Raw genomic sequence first — 20,555 nt, forward strand, 5'->3', positions numbered from 1 at the left:
GACCGGGCGGCGTTCACCCGCTTAGCCTCCGTTCTCATACATGTACGCCATCTGCATATGGGGATGAGATTCGTGGAGCGGTTCAGTGCGGAAACCGAAGGGGTCGCTCAGCGGCTGCGCGAGGGCATGGCGGGCGGCGTGCTGTCCTTCCCGCTCACGAGCTTCCGGGACGACGGACGTCTCGACCTGGACGCCTACCGGACGTATCTGACCGCGCAGTTGGCCACGGCCCCCGGCGCGGTGTTCCCCGCCTGCGGCACGGGGGAGTTCGGCGCGCTGGACGAGGACGAGTACCGCGCGGTCGTCGCGGCGACCGTCGAGATCGCCGACGGCCGGCTCCCCGTCGTCGCGGGCACCGGCTACGGCTGGGCGCAGGCGCTGCGCTTCGCCCGGATCGCGGAGGAGGCCGGCGCCGACGCACTCCTGGTCCTGCCGCACTACCTCGTCGCCGCCCCGCAGGACGGTCTGGTCGAGCAGCTGCGCCGGATCGCGGGCGGTACCAGGCTGCCGCTGATCGCCTACCAGCGCGGGCAGGTCACCTTCACGGCGGACGGCGTACGCCGGATCGCACAGATCCCCGGGGTCATCGGCCTCAAGGACGGGCACAGCGATCTCGACCGGCTCCAGCGCCTCACCCTGGCCGCACCTGACGGCTTCCTCTTCTTCAACGGCGCGGCCACCGCCGAGATCCAGGCGCGGGCATACGCCACCGTCGGAGTCCCCGCCTACTCCTCGGCCGTCCACGCCTTCGCCCCCGAGATCGCCGACGCCTTCTTCACCGCCCTGCGTGCGGACGACGGCGCGACCGTGACCACCCTGCTGCGGGAGTTCTACGTCCCGCTCGTCGAACTGCGCGACCGGGTCCCCGGTTACGCCGTCTCGCTGGTCAAGGCCGCTGCCCGGCTGCGCGGGCTGCCGGTCGGGCCCGTACGCGCCCCGCTCACCGACCTCGGCCCGGCCGACCTCGCCGACCTGGAGAGGGTCCTCGACACCGGTCTGGGGCTGGTCGGCGCCGTGCGCCGGCGTACCGCCTGAGGGACGACTGCCTGCCTGCTCAGGCTCCTGCTGCATGCTCCGGCGCGGAGCCGGAGCAGGCAGGCGGTCCGACAGCTCGACCGTTCAGACAGCTCGACACGTTCGACACGTTCGACAGTTCAAAGGGGAACTGACATGCCGCTCCTCGTGGTCGGGATCAGCGTTCTGGTGCTGCTGCTCCTGATGACCCGCATAAAACTCAACGGTTTCGTCGCGCTCCTGCTCGTGGCGGTGGGTGTAGCCCTCGTGCAGGGCATCCCGGTGGTCGAGATCCCGGACGTGCTCTCCACGGGCATCGGGGACCAGATCGGCGACACGATGCTCACCATCGGGCTCGGCGCCATGGTCGGCCGGGTGATGGGTGACTCCGGAGCCGCCCAGCGGATCGCGGGCCGACTGCTCGACGCCTTCGGGCCGCGCGGCGTCCAGTGGGCCATGGTGGTCACGTCCATGCTCATCGGTGTGACCATGTTCTACGAGGTCGCCTTCATCATCATCGTGCCCATCGCGTTCACGCTCGTCAGGGTGACCGGGGTGAACCTGCTCTGGGTGGGTCTGCCGATGTCGATCTCCCTGTCCACGATGCACAGCTTCCTGCCCCCGCACCCCGGGCCCACCGCAGTGGCGACGACCTTCCACGCGTCCGTCGGCCACACCCTCTTCTACGGCCTCTTCATCGCCGTACCCGCCGGCGCTCTCGTAGCGCTCCTGTGGCCGCGCCTGCCGTTCGTCCGGGCGATGAACCCCTCCATACCCAAGGGCCTGGTCAGCGAGCGCGAGTTCACCGACGAGGAGATGCCCGGCATGGGCTGGTCGCTCTTCGTGGCCCTCTTCCCGGTGGTCCTGATCGCCGGAGCCGCCGTGACCGACATGGCCGTCTCCGGCGAGAGCCCGCTCCTGCACGTCGTGGCCTTCGTCGGATCGGCGCCGATCGCGCTTCTGCTGGCCCTGATGCTGGCGGTCTGGGCGTTCGGACCCCGCATCGGCCGGAGCCTGGCCGACGTCAGCGCCTCCTGCACCTCGGCCGCCCAGGCGATGGCGATGATCCTCCTGGTGATCGGCGCGGGCGGGGCGTTCAAGAACGTCCTGGTCGAAGGCGGGATATCGGACTACATCAAGGACGTCACGGAGCACTGGTCGATCTCGCCGATCATCCTGGCGTGGCTCATCGCCGCCATTCTCCGCATCGCGCTGGGCTCCGCGACGGTCGCCGTCGTCACGGCCTCCGGGGTGGTGCTGCCGCTCCTGGCGGGCAGCGGGACCCACCCCGAGATGATGGTGCTCGCCGTCTCCTGCGGATCGATCGCCTTCTCCCACGTCAACGACCCCGGATTCTGGCTGTTCAAGGAGTACTTCAACCTCTCCGTCATCGAGGCGATCAAGGTCCGCACGGGCTACACCACGGTGCTCGCCGTCCTCGGCCTCGGCGGCGTACTGGCGGCCGAATGGGCCCTCGACGTCCTCAGTCTCTGAACACCCGACCTCAAGCCCGACCCCTCGCACCCAAGGAACCGCCCAGCATGAGCCAGCCGACCGTCACCCACTTCGCCGTCTACCCCGTCGCGGGCCGCGACAGCATGGAGCTCAACCTCTCCGGCGCCCACGGCCCGTTCTTCACCCGCAACATCGTCGTCCTCACGGACTCGCAGGGCCGCACGGGGCTCGGCGAGGTGCCCGGCGGCGAGAAGATCACCCGGACGCTGCGGGACGCCGAGTCGCTGGTCGTCGGCGCGAAGCTGGGCGACTACCAGCGTGTCCTGCGCGAGATCGGCAGCCGCTTCGCGGACCGCGACTCGGGCGGGCGCGGTGCCCAGACCTTCGACCTGCGGACCACCGTGCACGCCGTGACCGCCGTCGAGTCGGCATTGCTCGACCTGCTCGGCCAGCACCTGGAGGTGCCGGTCGCGGCCCTGCTGGGCGACGGTCAGCAGCGCGACTCCGTACGGGTGCTGGGCTACCTCTTCTACGTGGGCGACCCCGACCGCACCGACCTGGACTACGTCCGGGAGCCGGACTCGGAGGTCGACTGGTACCGCGTCCGTCACGAGGAGGCCCTCACTCCGGAGGCGATCGTCCGCCAGGCCGAGGCGGCGTACGACCGGTACGGCTTCCGGGACTTCAAGCTCAAGGGCGGGGTCCTCCCGGGCGCGGAGGAGGTCGAGGCGGTGCGCGCGCTCAAGGACCGCTTCCCCTCGGCGAGGATCACTCTGGACCCGAACGGCGCCTGGTCCCTGCGCGAGGCGGTCGAGCTGTGCGCACCGCTGGCGGGGACGCTCGCCTATGCCGAGGACCCCTGCGGTGCGGAGAACGGCTACTCGGGACGTGAGGTCCTCGCCGAGTTCCGCCGCGCCACCGGGCTTCCCACGGCGACCAACATGATCGCCACCGACTGGCGGCAGCTGACCCATGCCCTGGCCCTGCAGTCGGTCTCCATCCCGCTGGCCGACCCGCACTTCTGGACCATGCGGGGCTCGGTGCGGGTGGCCCAGCTGTGCAACGCCATGGGGCTGACCTGGGGATGTCACTCCAACAACCACTTCGACATCTCCCTGGCCATGATCACGCACTGCGGTGCGGCGGCCCCCGGTGACTACAACGCCCTGGACACGCACTGGATCTGGCAGGAGGGCCTGGAGCGGCTCACCGTCACCCCGCCCCGGATCGCCGACGGCGAGATCGCCGTCCCCGACGCCCCTGGCCTGGGCGTCGAACTCGACATGGACCGCCTCCTCGCGGCCCACGAGCTCTACCGGAAGGAGGCGCTGGGGGCACGCGACGATGCGGCCGGCATGCAGTACCTCGTACCCGGCTGGACGTTCGACGCGAAGCGGCCCTGCCTGGTGCGGTAGGCGAGCCGCGTGCTCGACGGGGTGACCGGGCGGCTGCGGGGACCGCGGACCGCGGGCGGGTGGCCGGCGCACCGGCTGTCCTGGAGCGCGGGCCGGGTGGCCTGAGTACCCGCCGGGCAGTGTGGTGCGGCCCTCAGTGCCCGTGAGATGTCCCCTCCTCGTGGCCGTCCGCCGGGCCGGTGGGGGCCGGGGTCTGCGCCGCTGTCCCCGCGTGCACCGTGAAGGCCGCGGTGCGGACGGTGCCTTCGTGCTTGAAGTCGAGGAACAGGCGGTACGCCGCCGAGCCGGGCGCCGTGGCGGAGAAGGTGACGCCCGGGCCGGGCTCGGTGGCGCCGTCCCCGGGTTCGCCTTCCGGGTGGGCATGGAGATAGGCGAGGTCACCGGCCCGCAGAGCCACGAGGTGCCCGTACGCGCCCAGATAGGGCTGCAGATCGGTGACGGGCCGGCCGTTCTTGCGCACCGTGAAGGTGAGGCGCTCGGGCGCTCCGGGGCGCAGGGTGCCGTTCAGCGAGACGGTGTAACCGTCGACGGTGGCCGTACGGGCGGGCTTCGGCAGTTCCGCCGGCTTGTACGGACCCGAGACGGCGAGGTCCGCCCCCAGGGTGAGCCCGGTGGTCTTCTTCCCGGCGGGGGTGAAGTCGGCGAAGACCCGGTAGGGGCCCGCCTCGGGCAGGCTGACGGGGGTGCTCCAGGTGCCGTCGGCCGCCCGGGTGGGGTGCAGGTGACGGTAGGTGGTCAGATCGCGGGACGCGAGGATCAGGTGCAGTTCCTTGTCGTGCTCGCGCTGGAACGCGGTGACCTGTTCGCCGTCGCGGTCGCGGATCGCGAAGCGCAGCTCGCTCTCGCGGTCCGCCGCCACGCGCGAGGTCTTCAGATCAAGGGTGTAGCCCCCCTCGGAGGCCCGGAGTCCGCCGGCCTCGGATGCGGCGCCGCCGTCCTCGTCCCCGGAGTGCCGGACGGTGCTCTCCGTACGGGTCCCGGTCCCTGTGTGCGCGACGTTCCCGGGGGGCCCGGACGGTTCGGGGCCGACGGTGGCCCCCACTCCCCAGGCCACGCCGAACGACGCAGCGAGCGCGGCGGTGAACGCGGTCATCTTCGCGGCGGTTCTCATGACTGCTCCTGACGTCTGCGGGGAGGGCCCCGCGATGGTCCGACACAACCGAGCGTATACCCTCGGGGGGTATGTGCAAGCGCCTCCGCCGAGACTTGCGAAGATACGGGTGGGGGGTATATCTCTTGAGGCGGAAGGATACCCAGGAGGGGTATACTGTCATCGTATGGACGAGGAGCAGGACATGACTCCCACGATTCCCGGCACCACCCGGGTCGAGCTCGCCATCGGCGGCATGACGTGCGCCTCGTGCGCGGCCCGGATCGAGAAGAAGCTCAACCGCATGGAGGGCGTCGAGGCGTCCGTCAACTACGCCACGGAGAAGGCCGGAGTCACCTTCGCCGAGGGCGTCTCCGTCGAGGACCTGATCGCCACCGTCGAAGCGACGGGCTACTCCGCCCAGCCGCCCCCGCCCCGGCCCGAGCCCGGGACGCAGGGAGCTCCGGCGGCCGGAGAGCGGGCCGAGGACGAGCGCGCCGACGACGAGCTGCGGTCGCTGCGCGAACGGCTGGTCACCGCAGTCGTGCTCGCCGTCCCGGTCATCGCGATGGCGATGGTCCCGGCTCTCCAGTTCGAGTACTGGCAATGGCTCTCGCTCACGCTCGCCGCCCCCGTCGTCACCTACGCGGCCTGGCCCTTCCACCGTGCCGCCTGGACCAACGCCCGGCACGGCGCGGCCACCATGGACACCTTGATCTCGGTCGGCACGTCGGCCGCCTTCCTGTGGTCGCTGTGGGCGCTCTTCCTCGGCACGGCCGGGATGCCCGGCATGACCCACCCCTTCGAATTCACGATCAGCCGTGGCGACGGCGCGGGGAACATCTACCTGGAGGCCGCCGCGGGTGTCACGGCCTTCATCCTGGCCGGGCGGTACTTCGAGGCACGGTCGAAGCGGAAGGCGGGCGCCGCCCTCAAGGCGCTCATGGAGCTCGGCGCCAAGGAGGTCACCGTCCTGCGCGACGGCCGTGAGCTCACCCTGCCCACGAGCGCGCTGAACGTCGGGGACCGCTTCCTGGTGCGCCCCGGAGAGAAGATCGCCACGGACGGGACGGTGGTCGAGGGCGCCTCCGCCGTCGACGTCTCCATGCTCACCGGCGAGTCGGTGCCCGTCGAGGTCTCCACCGGGGACTCCGTCACCGGTGCGACGCTCAACGCCGGCGGGCGCCTGGTCGTCGAGGCCACCAGGGTCGGCGCCGACACCCAGCTGGCCCGGATGGCCGAGCTCGTCGAGGAAGCGCAGAGCGGCAAGGCCTCGGCCCAGCGCCTGGCCGACAGGATCTCCGCCGTGTTCGTGCCCGTCGTCATCGGGCTGGCGCTCGCCACGCTCGGCTTCTGGCTCGGCTCGGGCGCAGGGCTCACCTCCGCCTTCACGGCCGCCGTCGCCGTCCTGATCATCGCCTGCCCCTGCGCCCTCGGGCTGGCCACTCCCACCGCCCTGCTGGTCGGGACGGGGCGCGGCGCCCAGCTCGGCATCCTGATCAAGGGCCCCGAGGTACTGGAGACCACCCGCAGGGTGGACACGATCGTCCTCGACAAGACCGGCACGGTCACCACCGGCCGCATGACGCTGCTCGGGGTGCACACCGCGGGGACGACACGGAAGGCCGAAGTGCTGCGCCTCGCCGGAGCGCTGGAGCATGCCTCGGAGCACCCGATCGCCCGGGCGGTCGCCACGGGCGCGGCGGCGGCGGTGGGCCCGCTGCCCACTCCCGAGGACTTCGCCGGCATCCCCGGCCTCGGTGTCCAGGGAGTCGTCGACGGTCACGCCGTGCTCGTCGGGCGCGAGAAGCTGCTGACCGAGTGGGCCATGGAACTGCCCGACGAGCTCAAGGACGCCAAGGACCGGGCGGAGAAGGCCGGCAGGACCGTCATCGTGGTGGCGTGGGACGGTGAGGCCCGTGCGCTGATCGAGGTCGCCGACGCGGTCAAGGAGACCAGCGCCGAGGCGGTCCGGCGGCTCCGCGGTCTCGGACTGACGCCCATCCTGCTGACCGGTGACAACCGAGCGGTCGCCGCCTCCGTCGCCGCGGAGGTGGGCATCGACGAGGTCGTCGCCGAGGTCATGCCGCAGGACAAGGCCGACGTGGTCAGGCGGCTCCAGGCGGAAGGGCGCAGCGTGGCCATGGTCGGCGACGGCGTCAACGACGCCGCCGCGCTCGCGCAGGCGGACCTGGGGCTCGCCATGGGCACGGGCACGGACGCCGCGATCGAGGCCGGCGACCTTACGCTCGTACGCGGAGACCTCAGGGCCGCCGCCGACGCGATCCGGCTCTCGCGCAGGACGCTGAGCACCATCCGCTCGAACCTGTTCTGGGCCTTCGGCTACAACGTGGCGGCCCTGCCGCTCGCCGCGGCAGGTCTGCTCAACCCCATGATCGCCGGAGCGGCCATGGCCCTCTCCTCGGTCTTCGTCGTCGGCAACAGCCTGCGGCTGCGCGGTTTCCGCGCGGTGGACTGACCCAGGGCCCCGGTGGGGCCGGCCGCCCTCCTCCGGTTTGCTTCCGGAGGGCCGGGGCGGCAGGGTTCGGGGGTGTGGCCACTCTCCTGATCGTGCATCACACCCCGTCGCCGAACTGCCAGGCCCTGTTCGAGGCCGTCGTCTCGGGGGCGACGACGGACGACATCGAGGGCGTACGGGTCGTCCGGCGCGCGGCGCTCTGCGCCACGGCCTCCGATGTCCTCGCCGCCGACGGCTACCTGCTCGGCACCCCGGCGAACCTCGGCTACATGTCCGGCGCCCTGAAGCACTTCTTCGACCAGGTCTACTACCCGTGCCTGGACGAGACGCGGGGGCGGCCCTTCGGTTACTACGTCCACGGGGGCAACGACGTCACCGGCGCCGTACGCGGCATCGAGTCCATCACGACCGGGCTCGGCTGGCGCCGTACGGCCGACGCCGTGACCGTCACGGGTGCACCGGGCAAGGCCGACACGGAGGCGTGCTGGGAGCTGGGGGCGACGGTCGCCGCCGGGCTGATGGACTGACGCCGTCGCCTGTCGCCCGTAGCCTGTCGCCGGGCTGAAGGTCCGATCTGCCGGGCCGAAGGACCGAACCGCCGTCGGGCTGACGGACGGAGGCCCTCGCCGGTGGGCGTGCCGAGCCTCGGTCACCGCGGGACGAGCGTCGCCTCGGTCGCTTTGACGCTCGTCCAGACCGGCACCCCGTCGGCCAGGCCGAGTTCGGCGGCGGCCTGCGGGGTGATCTCCGCGACGAGGTCGGGTGCCTCCGCCGAGCTGACCAGGACCCGCAGGCGACTGCCGCTGGCGGTGATCTCGCGTACGGTGCCGGGCCAGACGTTGCGCGGGCTGCCGCTCGGCCTGTCGCGGTGGACGGAGACAGCTTCGGGACCGATGACGGCGAGCGCGGGGGTCCCGGCGGGCAGCGGTTCCGCCGCGACGAGACTCCCACCGCCGGAGAGCAGGAGGCCGTCCGCGGTGGCCGTACCGGGCCAGGCGTTGCGGCCCAGCATCCGAGCCACCCAGGGCGAGCGCGGGTGGCGGGTGACCTCGCCGGGCGGCGCGTCCTGCAGGGCGCGGCCTTCGTCGAGCACGAGGACCCGGTCGGCCAGCGACACCGCCTCCACGGGGTCGTGCGTGACGATCAGGCAGACGCCCCCGAAGCCGGCGAGATGGGTGCGCAGGGTGTGGCGCACGCGCGCGCGGGTCGTCTGGTCGAGCGCGGCGAGCGGTTCGTCCAGCAACAGGAGGCGCGGGCGCGCGGCGAGCGCGCGGGCGAGTGCGACGCGCTGGGCCTGGCCGCCCGAGAGCTGCGCCGGCCTACGGGCGGAGAGGCGGCCGACGCCGAGCCGGCTGAGCCAGAGCCGGGCGTCCGCCCGGGCCTCGGCGCGGGGGACCCCGTGGGCGCGTAGCCCGTAGGCGGTGTTGGCCAGGGCGGAGAGATGCGGGAAGAGGGCACCGTCCTGCGGCACCCATGCGACGCCCCGCCGGTGCGGTGGCAGGCTGCCGGCGTCGGTGCCGCCCAGGCGCAACTCCGCGTGCGCGCGGGGGGTGAGACCGAGCAGCGCGCGCAACAGGGTCGTCTTGCCCGCGCCGTTGGGCCCGACGACGGCGATCGTCGTACCGGGCTCCGCCTCGATCGTGAGCTGGTCGAAGCCCGTGACCTCGGCGCGCAGGGGCCACCTCTCCCCGGGCGGGCCTTCCGTGGACGGTCCGCCTACCGGTTCGGGCTCGGGTTCGGGCCCGTCCTCGGGGCGGTGCGGGGTCCCGGCCTTCCGGGGTGCGCCGGCCCACCGGCCGCGCAGCGCGACGAGCACCGCCATGGCGATGGCGAGCAGCAGCAGCGACACGGACGTGGCCGCCTCGGGGGAGTCCTGGAGCAGCAGATACACCTGGAGCGGAAGGGTCTGCGTCGTGCCCGGCAGATTCCCCGCGAAGGTGATGGTGGCGCCGAACTCGCCCAGCGCGCGCGCCCAGGTCAGGGCGGCGCCCGCCGCCAGCCCGGGCGCGACCATGGGCAGGGTCACGGTGAAGAACACCCGTACGGGGGAGGCACCCAGAGAGGCCGCCGTCTCCTCGTACCGCGGGTGAAGGCCCCCGAGCGCGCCTTCGAGGCTGATGACGAGGAACGGCATCGCGACGAACGTCGCGGCGAGCACCGCCCCCGAGGTGTGGAACGGCAGCGTGATGCCGAAGGTCTCCTCCAGCCAGGGCCCCAGCAGCCCGCGCCGCCCGAAGGCGAGCAGCAGCGCCACGCCTCCGACGGTCGGCGGCAGCACCATGGGGAGGAGGACGAGCGAGCGTACGAGGGCCTTGCCGGGGAAGTCGACGCGCGCCAGCAGCCAGGCCAGGGGCACACCCAGCACGAGCGAGAGCCCCAGCGCCCAGCCGGAGACCAGCAGCGACAGCCTCAGGGCCTGGATCGTCGCGGGGCCGGTCAGATGGGTGCCGAGCTCGCCCCAGGACGTCCGCGCCAGGATGCCGGCCAGCGGCAGCATCAGGAACACGACGGCGAGCAGCGCGGGGACCGCCAGGGTGAGTGGCGTACGGGGACCCGACGGGCGGGTGCGGAGCTGTTTCATCGCGGTTCCCTGGGGCTGCCCCGTCACGGCTTCTGGAAGCCCGCGTCCTGGAGGATCTTCTGAGCCTCCGGGGAGGACAGCCAGGAGACGAAGGCGGCAGCGGCCTCTGCGTGCTCGGACGACTTCAGTGTGGCGGCCGGGTAGGACGCGATCGCGTTCTGCGCGTCCGGGATGCCGACCGCGTCGACCTGGTCGGCGGCCACCGTCGCGTCCGTACGGTAGACGAGGCCCGCGTCTGCCTCGCCGAGCTCGATCTTGCTGAGGACGGCGCGGACGTTGGGTTCCTGCGAGACCGGCTTCACCTCGATCCCCCGGGCGTCCAGGATCTGCTTCGCGTACCGGCCCACCGGTACCTCGGGGGCGGCCAGGACCACCTTGAGGGAGGGATCGGCCAGGTCCGGGAGGCCTTCGACCTTCTCGGGGTTGCCCTCACCGGTCACGATGACCAGGCGGTTCTTCGCGATGACGGTCGGCGTGCCGGTCTCCGGCTCCAGACCGTCCATCGTCCGGGTGTCCGCGGTGACGAGGGCGTCAGCCGGCGCACCCTGACGGACCTGGGCGGCGAGCTCCTGCGACCCGGCGAACGAGAAGGTCAGCTTCGTGCCGGGGTGCTCCTTCTCGTAGGCGGCTTCGGCGGTCGCGAAGACATCGGTGAGCGACGAGGCGGCCAGCACGGTCAGTTCGGTCTTCGGGGCCGCGGCGTCCTTGTCCCCGCCGTCACCGCCGCACGCGGCGAGGGTGAACAGCAGCGCCGCCGTCGACGCGGCGGCGGCGCCCCGGCGGCCGGTGGGAGAGAGGGACATCGCAGGGAACTCCTCGGTGAGAGCCGCCACTCGCCGGCGGACGTGTGTACGGCTTCAGGTGCGGTCGATATGCACGCTGGTCGACTTCACGCGGGCCGTGGCCTGCATGCCGACCTCGAGGCCCAGCTCCTCGACCGCTTCCCGGGTCAGCAGTGAGACGAGCCGGTGCGGCCCCGCCTGGATCTCCACCTGGGCGGCGACGTCACCGAGCTTCACCGCGGTGACGATGCCCGGGAAGGCGTTGCGCGCAGAGGTGTACGGGACCTCCTCCTCGCCCGTGCCGGCCTGGGCGACCTCGACCGAGAACGCGGCCAGGTCGCGGCCGTCGACGAGGCGGCGCCCGTTGTCGTCGCGATGGGTCGCGACACGTCCGGCGTCCGCCCAGCGACGGGCGGTGTCCGGGCTCACGCCGAGAAGACGGGCGGCCTGCCCGATGGTGTAGGACTGCATGTGCGACACGATAGGAGGCTGTGGCTCGCATCTGCAATGCCTGGATGCGCTGTGCTTGGCATATAGGTATGGGTCAGACGCTCTGCGGCTCGGTATGTGTCCCGCCGCCTGTTCTTGCGGCCCGCCGTCGGCGCGATCCTCGCCGCCGGGGAGGCGGTCGCGGCAGGTCGTACGGGGGTCGAGAGGCTCAAGGGGGGACGTGCGGCGGGGGCGGGACCATCCGCGGGACCCGCACCCGGACCGCGGTCGGACCGTCAGTGCGGCCGCCAGCTGAGCTTGCCGCCGCCCACCCACCTCACGACGGCGGGATCGTCGAGGTCGTGGATGTGGATCCCTGCTGTGGCAGCCGCGAACAGCACGTCCGTCATGGCGGTCGCCCGGCCGATCACCTCTCCGTCGATCTCGACGATGCGGAAGGGCGGGTCGCCGGGCTGGACGGGCAGCACGGTGATCCGCGGGTACGAGGCGTAGGGGTTGTCGGTCATGCCTAGATCGATTCCACACAGACTCGGCCGGTATGCCCGCAGATGGATGTTGTGAGCCTTCTGCCCGATTTGAGTAACTTTCTTGAAATTAGTCCCGTAATCCATAAAAGGCCATTTCGTGTGACCTGGGGACCTTCAAGGGAGAGCAAAACGCCCTTTTCGGACTCCGTGACCAGCGTCACTGGTCACCCCGGGGACGCCCGCGCGGAGCGGTCGGTTCCCTTCTGTGCCAAGAAGAATGGCCGACGTAATGTGCGATGGATTACACGAATTCCGGTGAATCGATCTTGCGGGCGAATTTTGATCACGAGATCGGGCTTGTTCCTTTCGCTATTCCTCGCCTACGGTCACCATCACTCCGGATGGAACGCCTAATCCTGCCGCCGTCCGGTTACCCGACCACTTCTCGTACGGCAGGAGCGGGGGACCCAGGTAAGCGCCGATCCGTATCCGGATCGGCTCGGGGTGAAGTCGCATCTCTATGCGGCCGGGCATCTCCAGCCCGAACCCGACAGCTCACTTCGTAGGCGGCGGAGAGGATATTCAGCATGCCCGAAAACGGTAAGCACCGTCGTTCCATGACCAGTTCGCTGACTCGCGGCATCATCGTCGTGACCACGGGCGCTCTCGCCCTTCCCGTCATCGGCGCGACCGGTGCGTTCGCCGCCCCGGCCACCGCCACCGTCGAAAAGGCGGCGTCGACTTCCGTGACCGGTAAGGGAATTGCCGCTCAGAAGTCCGGCTCCACCACCTATTCCGTGATCTTGGGTGACACCCTTGCCAAGATCGCCCGCGAGCATTCCGTGAACGGTGGCTGGAAGGCCCTGTACGAGGACAATCGGAAGGCTGTCGGCGGAAACCCCGACCTCATTCACCCCGGTCTGAAGCTGGCCATCGTCGCCAAGGCCGAGAAGAAGTCGGCCGACACGTCGGAGAAGAAGGCCGACAAGGCCGCCGACCGCGCCGAGCAGAGTGCCGACCGCGCCGACCGTTCGGAGCGCACGAGTACGTCGGTTGCCGCGCAGGGTGCGCCCGCCGAGGCTGCTCCGGCCGCCGCGCCGGCCGCGTACACGAACGACCTCGACGGCTGGATCAAGGAGTCGCTCGCGATCATGGCCGAGCACGGCATCCCCGGCAGCTACGAGGGCATCCACCGCAACATCATGCGCGAGTCCTCGGGCAACCCCCAGGCCATCAACAACTGGGACTCGAACGCCGCCGCCGGCATCCCGTCGAAGGGTCTGCTGCAGGTCATCGACCCGACCTTCGAGGCCTACCACGTGCCCGGCACGTCGACGGACAGCTACGACCCGGTCGCCAACATCACCGCCGCGTGCAACTACGCCGCCGACCGGTACGGCTCGATCGACAACGTCTTCGGGGCCTACTGAGCCTCGCGGATGCGTGACCTGCTGACGCGCGAGGCGTGAAGGCGGGGACAGAGGGACACCACCGACGGGTGGTGCGGGTTCGGCGGAACCCGCACCACCCGTCGTCCGTATGCGCGCTCCCGGGCCTGCCTCCGGGCGGCCGTGGGTGCGGAACGACGGGCAGGGGCGGCCGGGCGACTGGTCTCGTACAGGTTCGTCGTCCATACTGCCCGCCGTGGAGCAGCGCATAGATTCGAACACCAAGCCCGAGTTCGCCGCGGGGACAGACCCGGCGTACATCCCCGGCCTGACGGCCCCAGTTGCCGCCCGGACGGGGGCGGAGAAGGCGGAGGCGTCCGAGGAGGTCCGGGACCCCGAGGACGCCGTCGTGCACGCGGACGACGTGGCCGAGCTGACCGACGCCGAGCCTGCGGCGCCCGGTGGCGAGGCGTCCGCAGAGGCCGAAGCGGCTTCCGGGGACGAGGCTGCCGTGGGCGCCGGCGCCGCGCGCGACGCCGCGGAAGGTCCCGTCTTCGAGGTCAGCGACCGGCGCGGGTCGATCCGGGTGGACGCCGAGGGTGTCCGCTTCCGGCTGGACGACCAGGAAGCGGAGTTCGACTGGGCCGAGATCGGCGCGGTCGAGATCAAGACAGGCCGCTTCGGACGCCGGTTCACCGTGACCGTCCACCTGTCGAGCCGCCGGTGGTTCAACGCCGAGGTCGAGGCGGGGGCCCGGAGCAGCCTCAAGCAGTGGACGGCGGAACTCGACGCCGTGCTGGACACCTACTTCGAAGAGGACTGACCCGCAGGTCACGGCCGCGCACCGGGCTGCCCGACGGCCCGGTACGCGGTATGCCCTGACGCGTGCTCAGGCCTCCGCCGCTCCGTCCAGCACCACCGAACGTGTCAGATGGCGCGGCAGGTCCGGATCGAGACCGCGCGCCGCCGCGCGGGCGATCGCCAGCCGCTGGACGCGGACCAGGTCGGCCAGCGGGTCCAACGTGCTCTCCACCCACCGCGCGCCCGTCGACCGCACCTGTTCCGCGAGCCCTTCCGGCGCGGCGCCGAACATCCACGTCGCGGTTCCGGCCGTCGCGATGCTGATGGGGCCGTGGCGGTACTCCATCGCCGGATAGGACTCCGTCCAGGACAAGGACGCCTCCTTCATCTTGAGCGCCGCCTCGTTGGCGAGCCCGACGGTCCATCCGCGCCCCAGGAAGCTGAACTGGGTGCACTCCAGTACCCCGTCGGGCAGCGGCTGCGCCAGCGCGGTCTCCGCATCCCGCACCACCTGGTCGGTGTGCAGCCCGAGATGGGCGCGGAACAGGGTCAGCGCCGTGGTCGCGAAGCGCGTCTGCACCACGGACCGTTCGTCGGCGAAGTCGAGGACGACCATCTCGTCCGCCGCGCCCTTCACCGGAGTGTGCGGATCGGCGGTCACCACCACGGTCCGCGTGGTGCCCCGCAGCCGGCTCAGCAGGCCGAGTACCTCCGTCGTCGTTCCGGACCGCGTCAGGGCGACGACCCGGTCGTACGCCCGGCCGAAGGGGAACTCCGAGGCGGCGTACGCGTCCGACTCGCCCAGCCCGGACGCCTCGCGGAGCGCGGCGTACGCCTGCGCCATGTAATACGACGTTCCGCAGCCGACCACGGCGACGCGCTCACCGGCGGCGGGCAGTGCCGCCGCCCGGCCGACGGCAACCTCCGCGGCGCGGCGCCAGCACTCCGGCTGACTCGCCGTCTCGTTCTCCACATGGGACATGTGCGCACTCCGCTTCCACTGCTGCTCGCACCTGAAGGGTGGACTGGGGGAAATCGTCGCCACTTTGTTCAATTCTGCATGTTACATGGGGCAATCGAGCAGAAACAAGCAAAGAGCCTTGGGGTTCGGTGATCCGTGGTACGGCGGTTTTCAGCCATGCTCGGTGGGTAGTCGGCTCGATCCGGTTCCGCTGTTCCATGCTGGGTAGGCGTCGCGCGCTGCGAGCACAGTGGGGTGCATCCCGGCCATCAGGTGGTAAACCCCCCGCCCGGACGATCAGTAGCGACCCCGGACGGTCACCGAGGTCGCGTCCCGACCCGGGTGGAGGGGCGATTTTGCGTCACGGTGCCCATATGTTGGCCGAGTTCGAACGCGCGGCCGGATCGCGGTCGGCATAATCGCTCCATGCCGATCACGGTTGGGGACATCGTCGACCTCGGCGCGGGCCTGTACGCCTGGCTGCCGCCGAAGCGGGGCTGGGGCCTGGCCAACTGCGGGCTTCTCGTGTCGCGGCGCGGCGCACTGTGGATCGACGCCCCGTACGACCCCCTGCTGGCCGGACAGTTCCTGGCGGAGAGCACCAAGCGCCTGCCCGACGGGGTGAACGTCGACCGCGTGATCGTCACCCACGCCAACGGCGACCACTTCTGGGGTGCCGGCGTGCTCCCGGACGCGGAGATCATCGCGACCCGGGAGGCCCGGGAGCACATCCACCACGACCCCACGCCGCGGCAGCAGCACGCGCTCGTGACCGGAAGCGATCCGGCGACGCCCCTCGGCGCGTATCTCGGCCGTCACTTCGGGGCCTTCGACTGGTCCGCCACCGAACAGGTCCTGCCGACGACCTACTTCACCGGGGAGCTCGAACTGACCCTGGGGGAGCACACGGTCCAGGTGTCCTCCCTGCCGCCCGCCCACACCACGGGTGACCTGATCGTCCATCTCCCCGCGCACCGCGCGGTGTTCAGCGGCGACATCATCTTCGCCTCCACCGCGCGGCAGCCCGGGGACCACCCGGTGCACTGGGCGGGCCCCCTGAGCAATGTGATCGACGCCTGCGAACGGGTGCTGGCCACCGGGGCCGAGGTGATCGTCCCCGGTCACGGCCCGCTGCTCGACCCGGCCGGGGTACGCGAGCACATCGGCTACCTCGCGTACGTACGAGAGCGCGCCCACGCCCTCCACGCCGCCGGTGTGCCCGCGACGGAGGCCGCACGCCGGGTGATCCGAGAGGGCCGTCACCCGGAACTCGGCCTGCCGGAGCGCCTGGTGGTGACCATCGGCAGCGAATACCGTCATCTCGACGGCTCCGAACTGCCCGAAGTGCTCCAGGTGATGGCCGATGTGGCGGCCGTCGCCCATGAGACCGGCACGATGTGTACCGGCGAGCCGGCATGACGGCCGGCCGGCCCGACGGCCCGGCGTCCTGCCACCGCGCGGGACATCGGCCGTCCCCGACAACAGAGACGCGGTGACGCCGTGGTGGCATGGATCCTGGCCCTGGCAGCCGTCGTGACGGCCATATGGTCGGCCGTGCGCACGGACCGGGCCATGCGCGAGTCGCACCACGCCGCGGCGCGCGCGGAACTGGCCGAGCGTCAGTTCAAAGCAGCCGAGGCGCGCACCCTCGCCCTCACCGAGGAGATACGGCAGCTCGCGGAGAAGCGGATACCCGCCGCGGCCACCGCGCTCTCCCACCGCTCCGCGCCCGTCCCCGGACTGCGGGAGGCGGCCGGGATCGAGGGCGACGCCGCGCGTCTGCTGACCGAGGCGGTGCAGGCCGCGCGCACGGCGGTGCTCGAGGAACGCGGACGCGTCGACGCCGCCGCGCGGTCGGCCATGCGAGGTACCTCGGCCAAGATCCAGTCACTGCTCAACCAGTCGCAGCACCTGCTGCACGAACTCCAGCACGAGTACGACGACCCGCGGATCCTGCAGCTCGACTTCCGCAACGAACTCGCGCTGCGACGCACCCAGGCCACCGCCGTGCTCTGCGACGCGTGGCCGGGACTCGCCCGGCAGAACTCCTCACTCGTGGAGATCGTGCTCGGCGCCCAGTCCCGGGTCGCGGGGTACGAACGCATCAAGGTCGCCAACCACCTGCGCCAGGAGCGGCTGGCCCTGGTCGCCCGGGCCGCCGAACCCCTCGCGATCGCCCTCGCCGAACTGCTGGCCAACGCGACGGCGTACTCGCACCCGGACACCGAGGTGCCGGTGACGGTGCAGCAGACGCCGGGGCGAGGGGCCATGATCCTGGTCGACGACGCCGGTATCGGCATGGACGAAGACGCGCTCAAGAGGGCCCGGGCGCTGCTCGCCGGACCCTCCGAGGTCCTGCTCACCGAGCTGGGAGACCCCCCGCAGACCGGCTTCGCCGTGGTCGGGCGCCTGATCGCACGCTACGGCTTCAGCTGCCACATCGAGTCGTCCCCGTACGGAGGGATGCGCACGATGCTGCGCATCCCGGCCCACCTGCTGACCGTGATCGACGACGACCGCACCCTGTCCGTGCTCGCACCGAAGCCCGTGCACGCGGGGGTGCCCGTCGCCGAAGACCCCGAGCCCGTCACGACTCCCGCACCCGCCGGGCTCCCCGGGCCTCCGGCAGGTGCGGATCCCGCCGGAGACCCTGGACCCGCCGTGCCTGCCGAACCCGCCCCCCGTGCCGAAGAGGCCGCGACCGCCGGGGACGGTGAGCAGCGCCCGGCCGGGCTGCCCAGCCGACGGCGCAGGAGCCGCCGGGCCGCCTCCCCGGACGCGCCGTCCTCCCCGCGCCTGCCGGTGGAGGAGGAACCCGTGCGCCGCACGCCCGAACAGGCCGGAGCGGCCTGGTCCGCCCTCCAGGAAGGCACCCTCAGCGGCAGGAGCGCCCCCGTGGTCCCGGGCCCCGCGCCCGTGGCATCACCCTCAGCATCCTCATCGGACGACCAAGGAGACGACGAGAAGTGAGCACCACTCCCACCACCGGTGATCTCGCCTGGGTGCTGACCCCGCTGCTGGAACTGCCCGGCGTGCAGCATGCCGTGGTCGCCACGGGGGACGGGCTCGTCGAGGGTGCGTCACCGGGCCTGGAACGCGCGTCCGCCGAGCGCGTCGCCGCGATGACGGCGACCCTGCACGCCGCTGCCCGTGCCTTCACCACCGCGTTCACCGAGGCGGAGTCCCCGCGTCTGGCGCAGACGGTGGTGGAGTCCGACCTGGGCTTCGCCATCGTCGTACCCGCGGGCAGGAACACGACGCTGGCCCTGTTCGCGGCCCCCGACGCGCACCTGGGGAACATCGCGTACCAGATGCAGGTGCAGGTCACCGCGCTGACTCGCGCCATGCACGCCCCCACCCGCCGACCGGACGCCGCCGACCAGCCATGAGCCCCGGCCCAGGGCGCCGCCTGATACCCGCCTATCTGGTCACCGGAGGCCGCCTCGCGCCCACCGGCCCCGCGCTCGACCGGCTCGCCGTGCTCCTCCGCACGGATTCGGCCCTCCCGCCGGAGACCGGGACGGAACAGCGCAGACTGTGCGAACTCCTGGACCCGGGAGCCCTCACCGTCGTCGAATGCGCTGCCCACCTGGACCTGCCGGTCAGCGCAACGGTCTTCCTGGCCACGGATCTCGTGGCCGCAGGACATCTGCTCGCTCGACCACCGATCCCCAGCGCCGGTGAGATCGACCGGTCGCTCGTCGAGAGGCTGCTCGTTGGACTCCGTTCCCTCCACTGACCGGGGCGGCATCGGCTATCTGCCGAGTGCCGCCGAGACCCTGATGAAGCTCGTCGTCACGGGTCCCTTCGGCGTGGGAAAGACGACCCTGATCCGTACGCTGTCGGAGATCCCGACCCTGCACACGGAGGAGGCGATGACGCAGTCCAGCACGGGACTCGACGACACCGCCGGACTCCCGGAGAAGACCACGACCACCGTCGCCGTCGACTTCGGGCGGCTCACCGTCCAGGACGACCTGGTGCTCTACATGTTCGGCACTCCGGGCCAGGAACGCTTCCTGCCGCTGTGGGAGGACATCGCACGCGGCGCGCTCGGCGCCCTGGTCATGGTCGACACCCGCCGCCTCGAGGATTCCTTCGCCGTCATGGACATGGTGGAGGAGCAGGGACTCCCGTACGCCGTCGCCGTGAACCGCTTCCCCGACGCCCCCGCCCACGCGGACGAGGTCCTGCGCAAGCACCTGGACCTCGCCCCCCGCACTCCGCTGGTGCAGTGCGACGCCCGCGAGCGCCGGGGCAGCATCGACGCCCTGATCGCGCTCGCCGAGCACGCGCTGACCTGCCTCCCCGTCTCCCAGGAAACGCCATGACCCCGCCCGTGCCCGGCACCTCACCCCTCGTCGCCGTCCCGCCCGACGAGCGGCTCGCGCTCTACGGCCCCGACTTCGCCGCCGATCCGCACGGCCACTACCGCAGGCTGCGCTCCCAGGGGCCGCTGGCCAGGGTGCGGATCGCCCCCGACGTCGACGCCATGCTGGTCACCGACTACCACGCGGCGGTCGACCTCCTGCGGGACACCGACACCTTCACGAAGGACCCGCGCGCCTGGCAGGCGGGGGTACCGGCCGGCTCACCGATCCTGCCCGTGCTCGGCCACCGGCCCACCGCGCTCTTCAGCGACGGGGACGTCCACGCCCGCTACCGCGGCGCCATCAACGACACCCTCGCGCTGATCGAACCCCACCTGCTGCGTGCGGAGGTCGCCCGGGTCGCCCAGCGGCTCATCGCGGACTTCTCGGCCACCGGCTCGGGCGACCTCATCGCCCAGTACGCCCGCCGCCTGCCGCTGCACGTGTTCACCGCAGCCTTCGGCGTCGCCCCGGAGGACACCGAGCGGGTGGTCAGAGGCACCGCGGCGATGATGGACTCAGCGGCGGACGCCACAGCCGCCTACGACGACCTCGTCGGCGTCGTCACCGGTCTCGTCGCCCGGCGCCGGGCCGCCCCGGGACGCGATCTCACCTCGTACCTCCTCGCGCACCCGGCCGGCCTGGACGACGACGAGGCCGTGCGTCAGATCACCCTGATCATGAGCAGCGGCCACGACCCCACGACCAACCTGATCGGTAACGCGCTCCTGCGCATGCTCAGCGACAGCGGCTACGGGGGATCCCTGCACGGCGGGGCGATCACCGCCCAGGAAGCGGTCGACGACGTGCTCTGGCGCGATCCGCCGCTGGCCAACATGGGAGCGCACTTCCCGCGCCACGACACCGAGTTCCACGGGGTCGCGCTCCGTGCCGGACAACTGGTCCTGGTTTCCTTCGCCGCCGCCAACACGCAGTCACCGCCGCCCTCTTCCGATGCCGCGGTGCGTTCGGGGGACGGCGCCCATCTGGCGTGGTCCACCGGCCCTCACCGGTGCCCGGCACGGCAGCCCGCCCTGCTGATGGCGACGACCGCGATCGAGCAGCTCACCAGCCAGCTCTGCGACCTCGAACTGGCGGTCGCCCCCGAGGCACTGATCTGGCGTCCGGGCCCCTTCCACCGCGCTCCGGCCCACCTCCCGGTCCGCTTCACCCCTCTCGACACCCTGCCCGACCCCGAGGCAACCGGCGCCCCGGACGCTGTCGAATACGTTCCGGCCCGTGTCGGTGGTACGCCGAACGGGTGAGGGGCGAGAGAATTGCCCGATGAACAGCGAGCGCAGC

General features: G+C 71.6%; 19 protein-coding genes and 1 riboswitch. Of the genes, 13 read left to right on the forward strand and 6 right to left on the reverse strand.

All coding sequences use genetic code 11. The features are described from left to right. Nucleotides 1-72 precede the first annotated feature (72 nt). The 3 genes from ABZY45_RS25290 to ABZY45_RS25300 all read left to right on the forward strand — a co-directional run bounded on the left by ABZY45_RS25290 (nt 73) and on the right by ABZY45_RS25300 (nt 3,884). Nucleotides 73-1,035, forward strand: coding sequence for a 5-dehydro-4-deoxyglucarate dehydratase (locus tag ABZY45_RS25290; protein WP_356743247.1), 963 nt, complete (start codon nt 73-75; stop codon nt 1,033-1,035). Nucleotides 1,036-1,170: 135 nt separating this feature from the next. Beyond that, nucleotides 1,171-2,508, forward strand: a complete 1,338-nt coding sequence (locus ABZY45_RS25295; protein ID WP_356743248.1) for a gluconate:H+ symporter — start codon at nt 1,171-1,173, stop codon at nt 2,506-2,508. Nucleotides 2,509-2,555: 47 nt separating this feature from the next. Next, nucleotides 2,556-3,884, forward strand: a complete 1,329-nt coding sequence (locus ABZY45_RS25300) for an enolase C-terminal domain-like protein (RefSeq protein ID WP_356743250.1) — start codon at nt 2,556-2,558, stop codon at nt 3,882-3,884. Nucleotides 3,885-4,017: 133 nt separating this feature from the next. Here the strand turns inward: ABZY45_RS25300 and ABZY45_RS25305 are convergent, their stop codons facing one another. Further along, nucleotides 4,018-4,995 carry a hypothetical protein gene (locus ABZY45_RS25305; protein ID WP_356743251.1) on the reverse strand — a complete coding sequence of 326 codons (978 nt, stop codon included), beginning with the start codon at nt 4,993-4,995 and terminating at the stop codon, nt 4,018-4,020. A gap of 184 nt (nt 4,996-5,179) precedes the next feature. On the opposite strand from ABZY45_RS25305, the gene ABZY45_RS25310 reads away from it, so the two are divergent. After that, entirely contained in the window at nt 5,180-7,453 is a 2,274-nt protein-coding gene (locus ABZY45_RS25310) for a heavy metal translocating P-type ATPase (protein WP_356743253.1), read from the forward strand. A gap of 74 nt (nt 7,454-7,527) precedes the next feature. After that, nucleotides 7,528-7,980, forward strand: a complete 453-nt coding sequence (locus ABZY45_RS25315; RefSeq protein ID WP_356743255.1) for a flavodoxin family protein — start codon at nt 7,528-7,530, stop codon at nt 7,978-7,980. A gap of 122 nt (nt 7,981-8,102) precedes the next feature. On the opposite strand, the gene ABZY45_RS25320 is transcribed toward ABZY45_RS25315, so the two are convergent. The 4 genes from ABZY45_RS25320 to ABZY45_RS25335 form a co-directional block, all read right to left on the reverse strand. After that, the gene (locus ABZY45_RS25320; protein WP_356743257.1) at nt 8,103-10,034 is read right to left on the reverse strand and encodes an ABC transporter permease; all 1,932 of its coding nucleotides are present in this window, start codon (nt 10,032-10,034) and stop codon (nt 8,103-8,105) included. Nucleotides 10,035-10,057: 23 nt separating this feature from the next. Next, nucleotides 10,058-10,837 (reverse strand): molybdate ABC transporter substrate-binding protein, encoded by a 780-nt coding sequence (gene modA / locus ABZY45_RS25325; RefSeq protein ID WP_356743259.1) that lies wholly within the window; start codon nt 10,835-10,837, stop codon nt 10,058-10,060. Nucleotides 10,838-10,891: 54 nt separating this feature from the next. Continuing rightward, entirely contained in the window at nt 10,892-11,287 is a 396-nt protein-coding gene (locus ABZY45_RS25330; protein WP_356743261.1) for a helix-turn-helix transcriptional regulator, read from the reverse strand. Nucleotides 11,288-11,541: 254 nt separating this feature from the next. Continuing rightward, a complete protein-coding gene (locus ABZY45_RS25335; RefSeq protein WP_356743263.1) occupies nt 11,542-11,772 on the reverse strand; it encodes a hypothetical protein in 231 nt (76 codons plus the stop codon). A 358-nt stretch (nt 11,773-12,130) separates the two neighbouring features. Continuing rightward, nucleotides 12,131-12,315, forward strand: a riboswitch (cyclic di-AMP (ydaO/yuaA leader). A 5-nt stretch (nt 12,316-12,320) separates the two neighbouring features. Between ABZY45_RS25335 and ABZY45_RS25340 the strand changes: the two genes are divergently transcribed. Beyond that, complete coding sequence (locus ABZY45_RS25340) at nt 12,321-13,163, forward strand: LysM peptidoglycan-binding domain-containing protein (RefSeq protein ID WP_356743265.1); 843 nt, start codon at nt 12,321-12,323, stop codon at nt 13,161-13,163. A 214-nt stretch (nt 13,164-13,377) separates the two neighbouring features. Beyond that, nucleotides 13,378-13,944, forward strand: a complete 567-nt coding sequence (locus tag ABZY45_RS25345) for a hypothetical protein (protein WP_356743267.1) — start codon at nt 13,378-13,380, stop codon at nt 13,942-13,944. Nucleotides 13,945-14,010: 66 nt separating this feature from the next. Here ABZY45_RS25345 and ABZY45_RS25350 read toward each other — a convergent pair whose 3' ends face one another. Continuing rightward, nucleotides 14,011-14,904, reverse strand: a complete 894-nt coding sequence (locus ABZY45_RS25350; RefSeq protein WP_356743269.1) for a sugar isomerase — start codon at nt 14,902-14,904, stop codon at nt 14,011-14,013. Between the two features lie 405 nt (nt 14,905-15,309). Between ABZY45_RS25350 and ABZY45_RS25355 the strand changes: the two genes are divergently transcribed. The 6 genes from ABZY45_RS25355 to ABZY45_RS25380 all read left to right on the forward strand — a co-directional run bounded on the left by ABZY45_RS25355 (nt 15,310) and on the right by ABZY45_RS25380 (nt 20,518). Beyond that, on the forward strand, nt 15,310-16,302 hold the full coding sequence (locus ABZY45_RS25355; RefSeq protein ID WP_356743271.1) for an MBL fold metallo-hydrolase: 993 nt from the start codon (nt 15,310-15,312) through the stop codon (nt 16,300-16,302). Between the two features lie 81 nt (nt 16,303-16,383). Beyond that, complete coding sequence (locus ABZY45_RS25360) at nt 16,384-17,853, forward strand: ATP-binding protein (RefSeq protein ID WP_356743273.1); 1,470 nt, start codon at nt 16,384-16,386, stop codon at nt 17,851-17,853. After that, on the forward strand, nt 17,850-18,272 hold the full coding sequence (locus ABZY45_RS25365) for a roadblock/LC7 domain-containing protein (RefSeq protein ID WP_145808489.1): 423 nt from the start codon (nt 17,850-17,852) through the stop codon (nt 18,270-18,272). Before ABZY45_RS25360 ends, ABZY45_RS25365 begins: the two co-directional genes overlap by 4 nt. Further along, the gene (locus ABZY45_RS25370) at nt 18,269-18,622 is read left to right on the forward strand and encodes a DUF742 domain-containing protein (protein ID WP_356743275.1); all 354 of its coding nucleotides are present in this window, start codon (nt 18,269-18,271) and stop codon (nt 18,620-18,622) included. The genes ABZY45_RS25365 and ABZY45_RS25370 overlap by 4 nt, the downstream gene beginning before the upstream one ends. Further along, complete coding sequence (locus ABZY45_RS25375; RefSeq protein ID WP_356743277.1) at nt 18,600-19,214, forward strand: ATP/GTP-binding protein; 615 nt, start codon at nt 18,600-18,602, stop codon at nt 19,212-19,214. Before ABZY45_RS25370 ends, ABZY45_RS25375 begins: the two co-directional genes overlap by 23 nt. Next, entirely contained in the window at nt 19,211-20,518 is a 1,308-nt protein-coding gene (locus ABZY45_RS25380; protein ID WP_356743279.1) for a cytochrome P450, read from the forward strand. Before ABZY45_RS25375 ends, ABZY45_RS25380 begins: the two co-directional genes overlap by 4 nt. Nucleotides 20,519-20,555 lie beyond the last annotated feature (37 nt).

The organism is Streptomyces sp. NPDC006516 (assembly GCF_040611875.1).
Classification (GTDB): domain Bacteria; phylum Actinomycetota; class Actinomycetes; order Streptomycetales; family Streptomycetaceae; genus Streptomyces.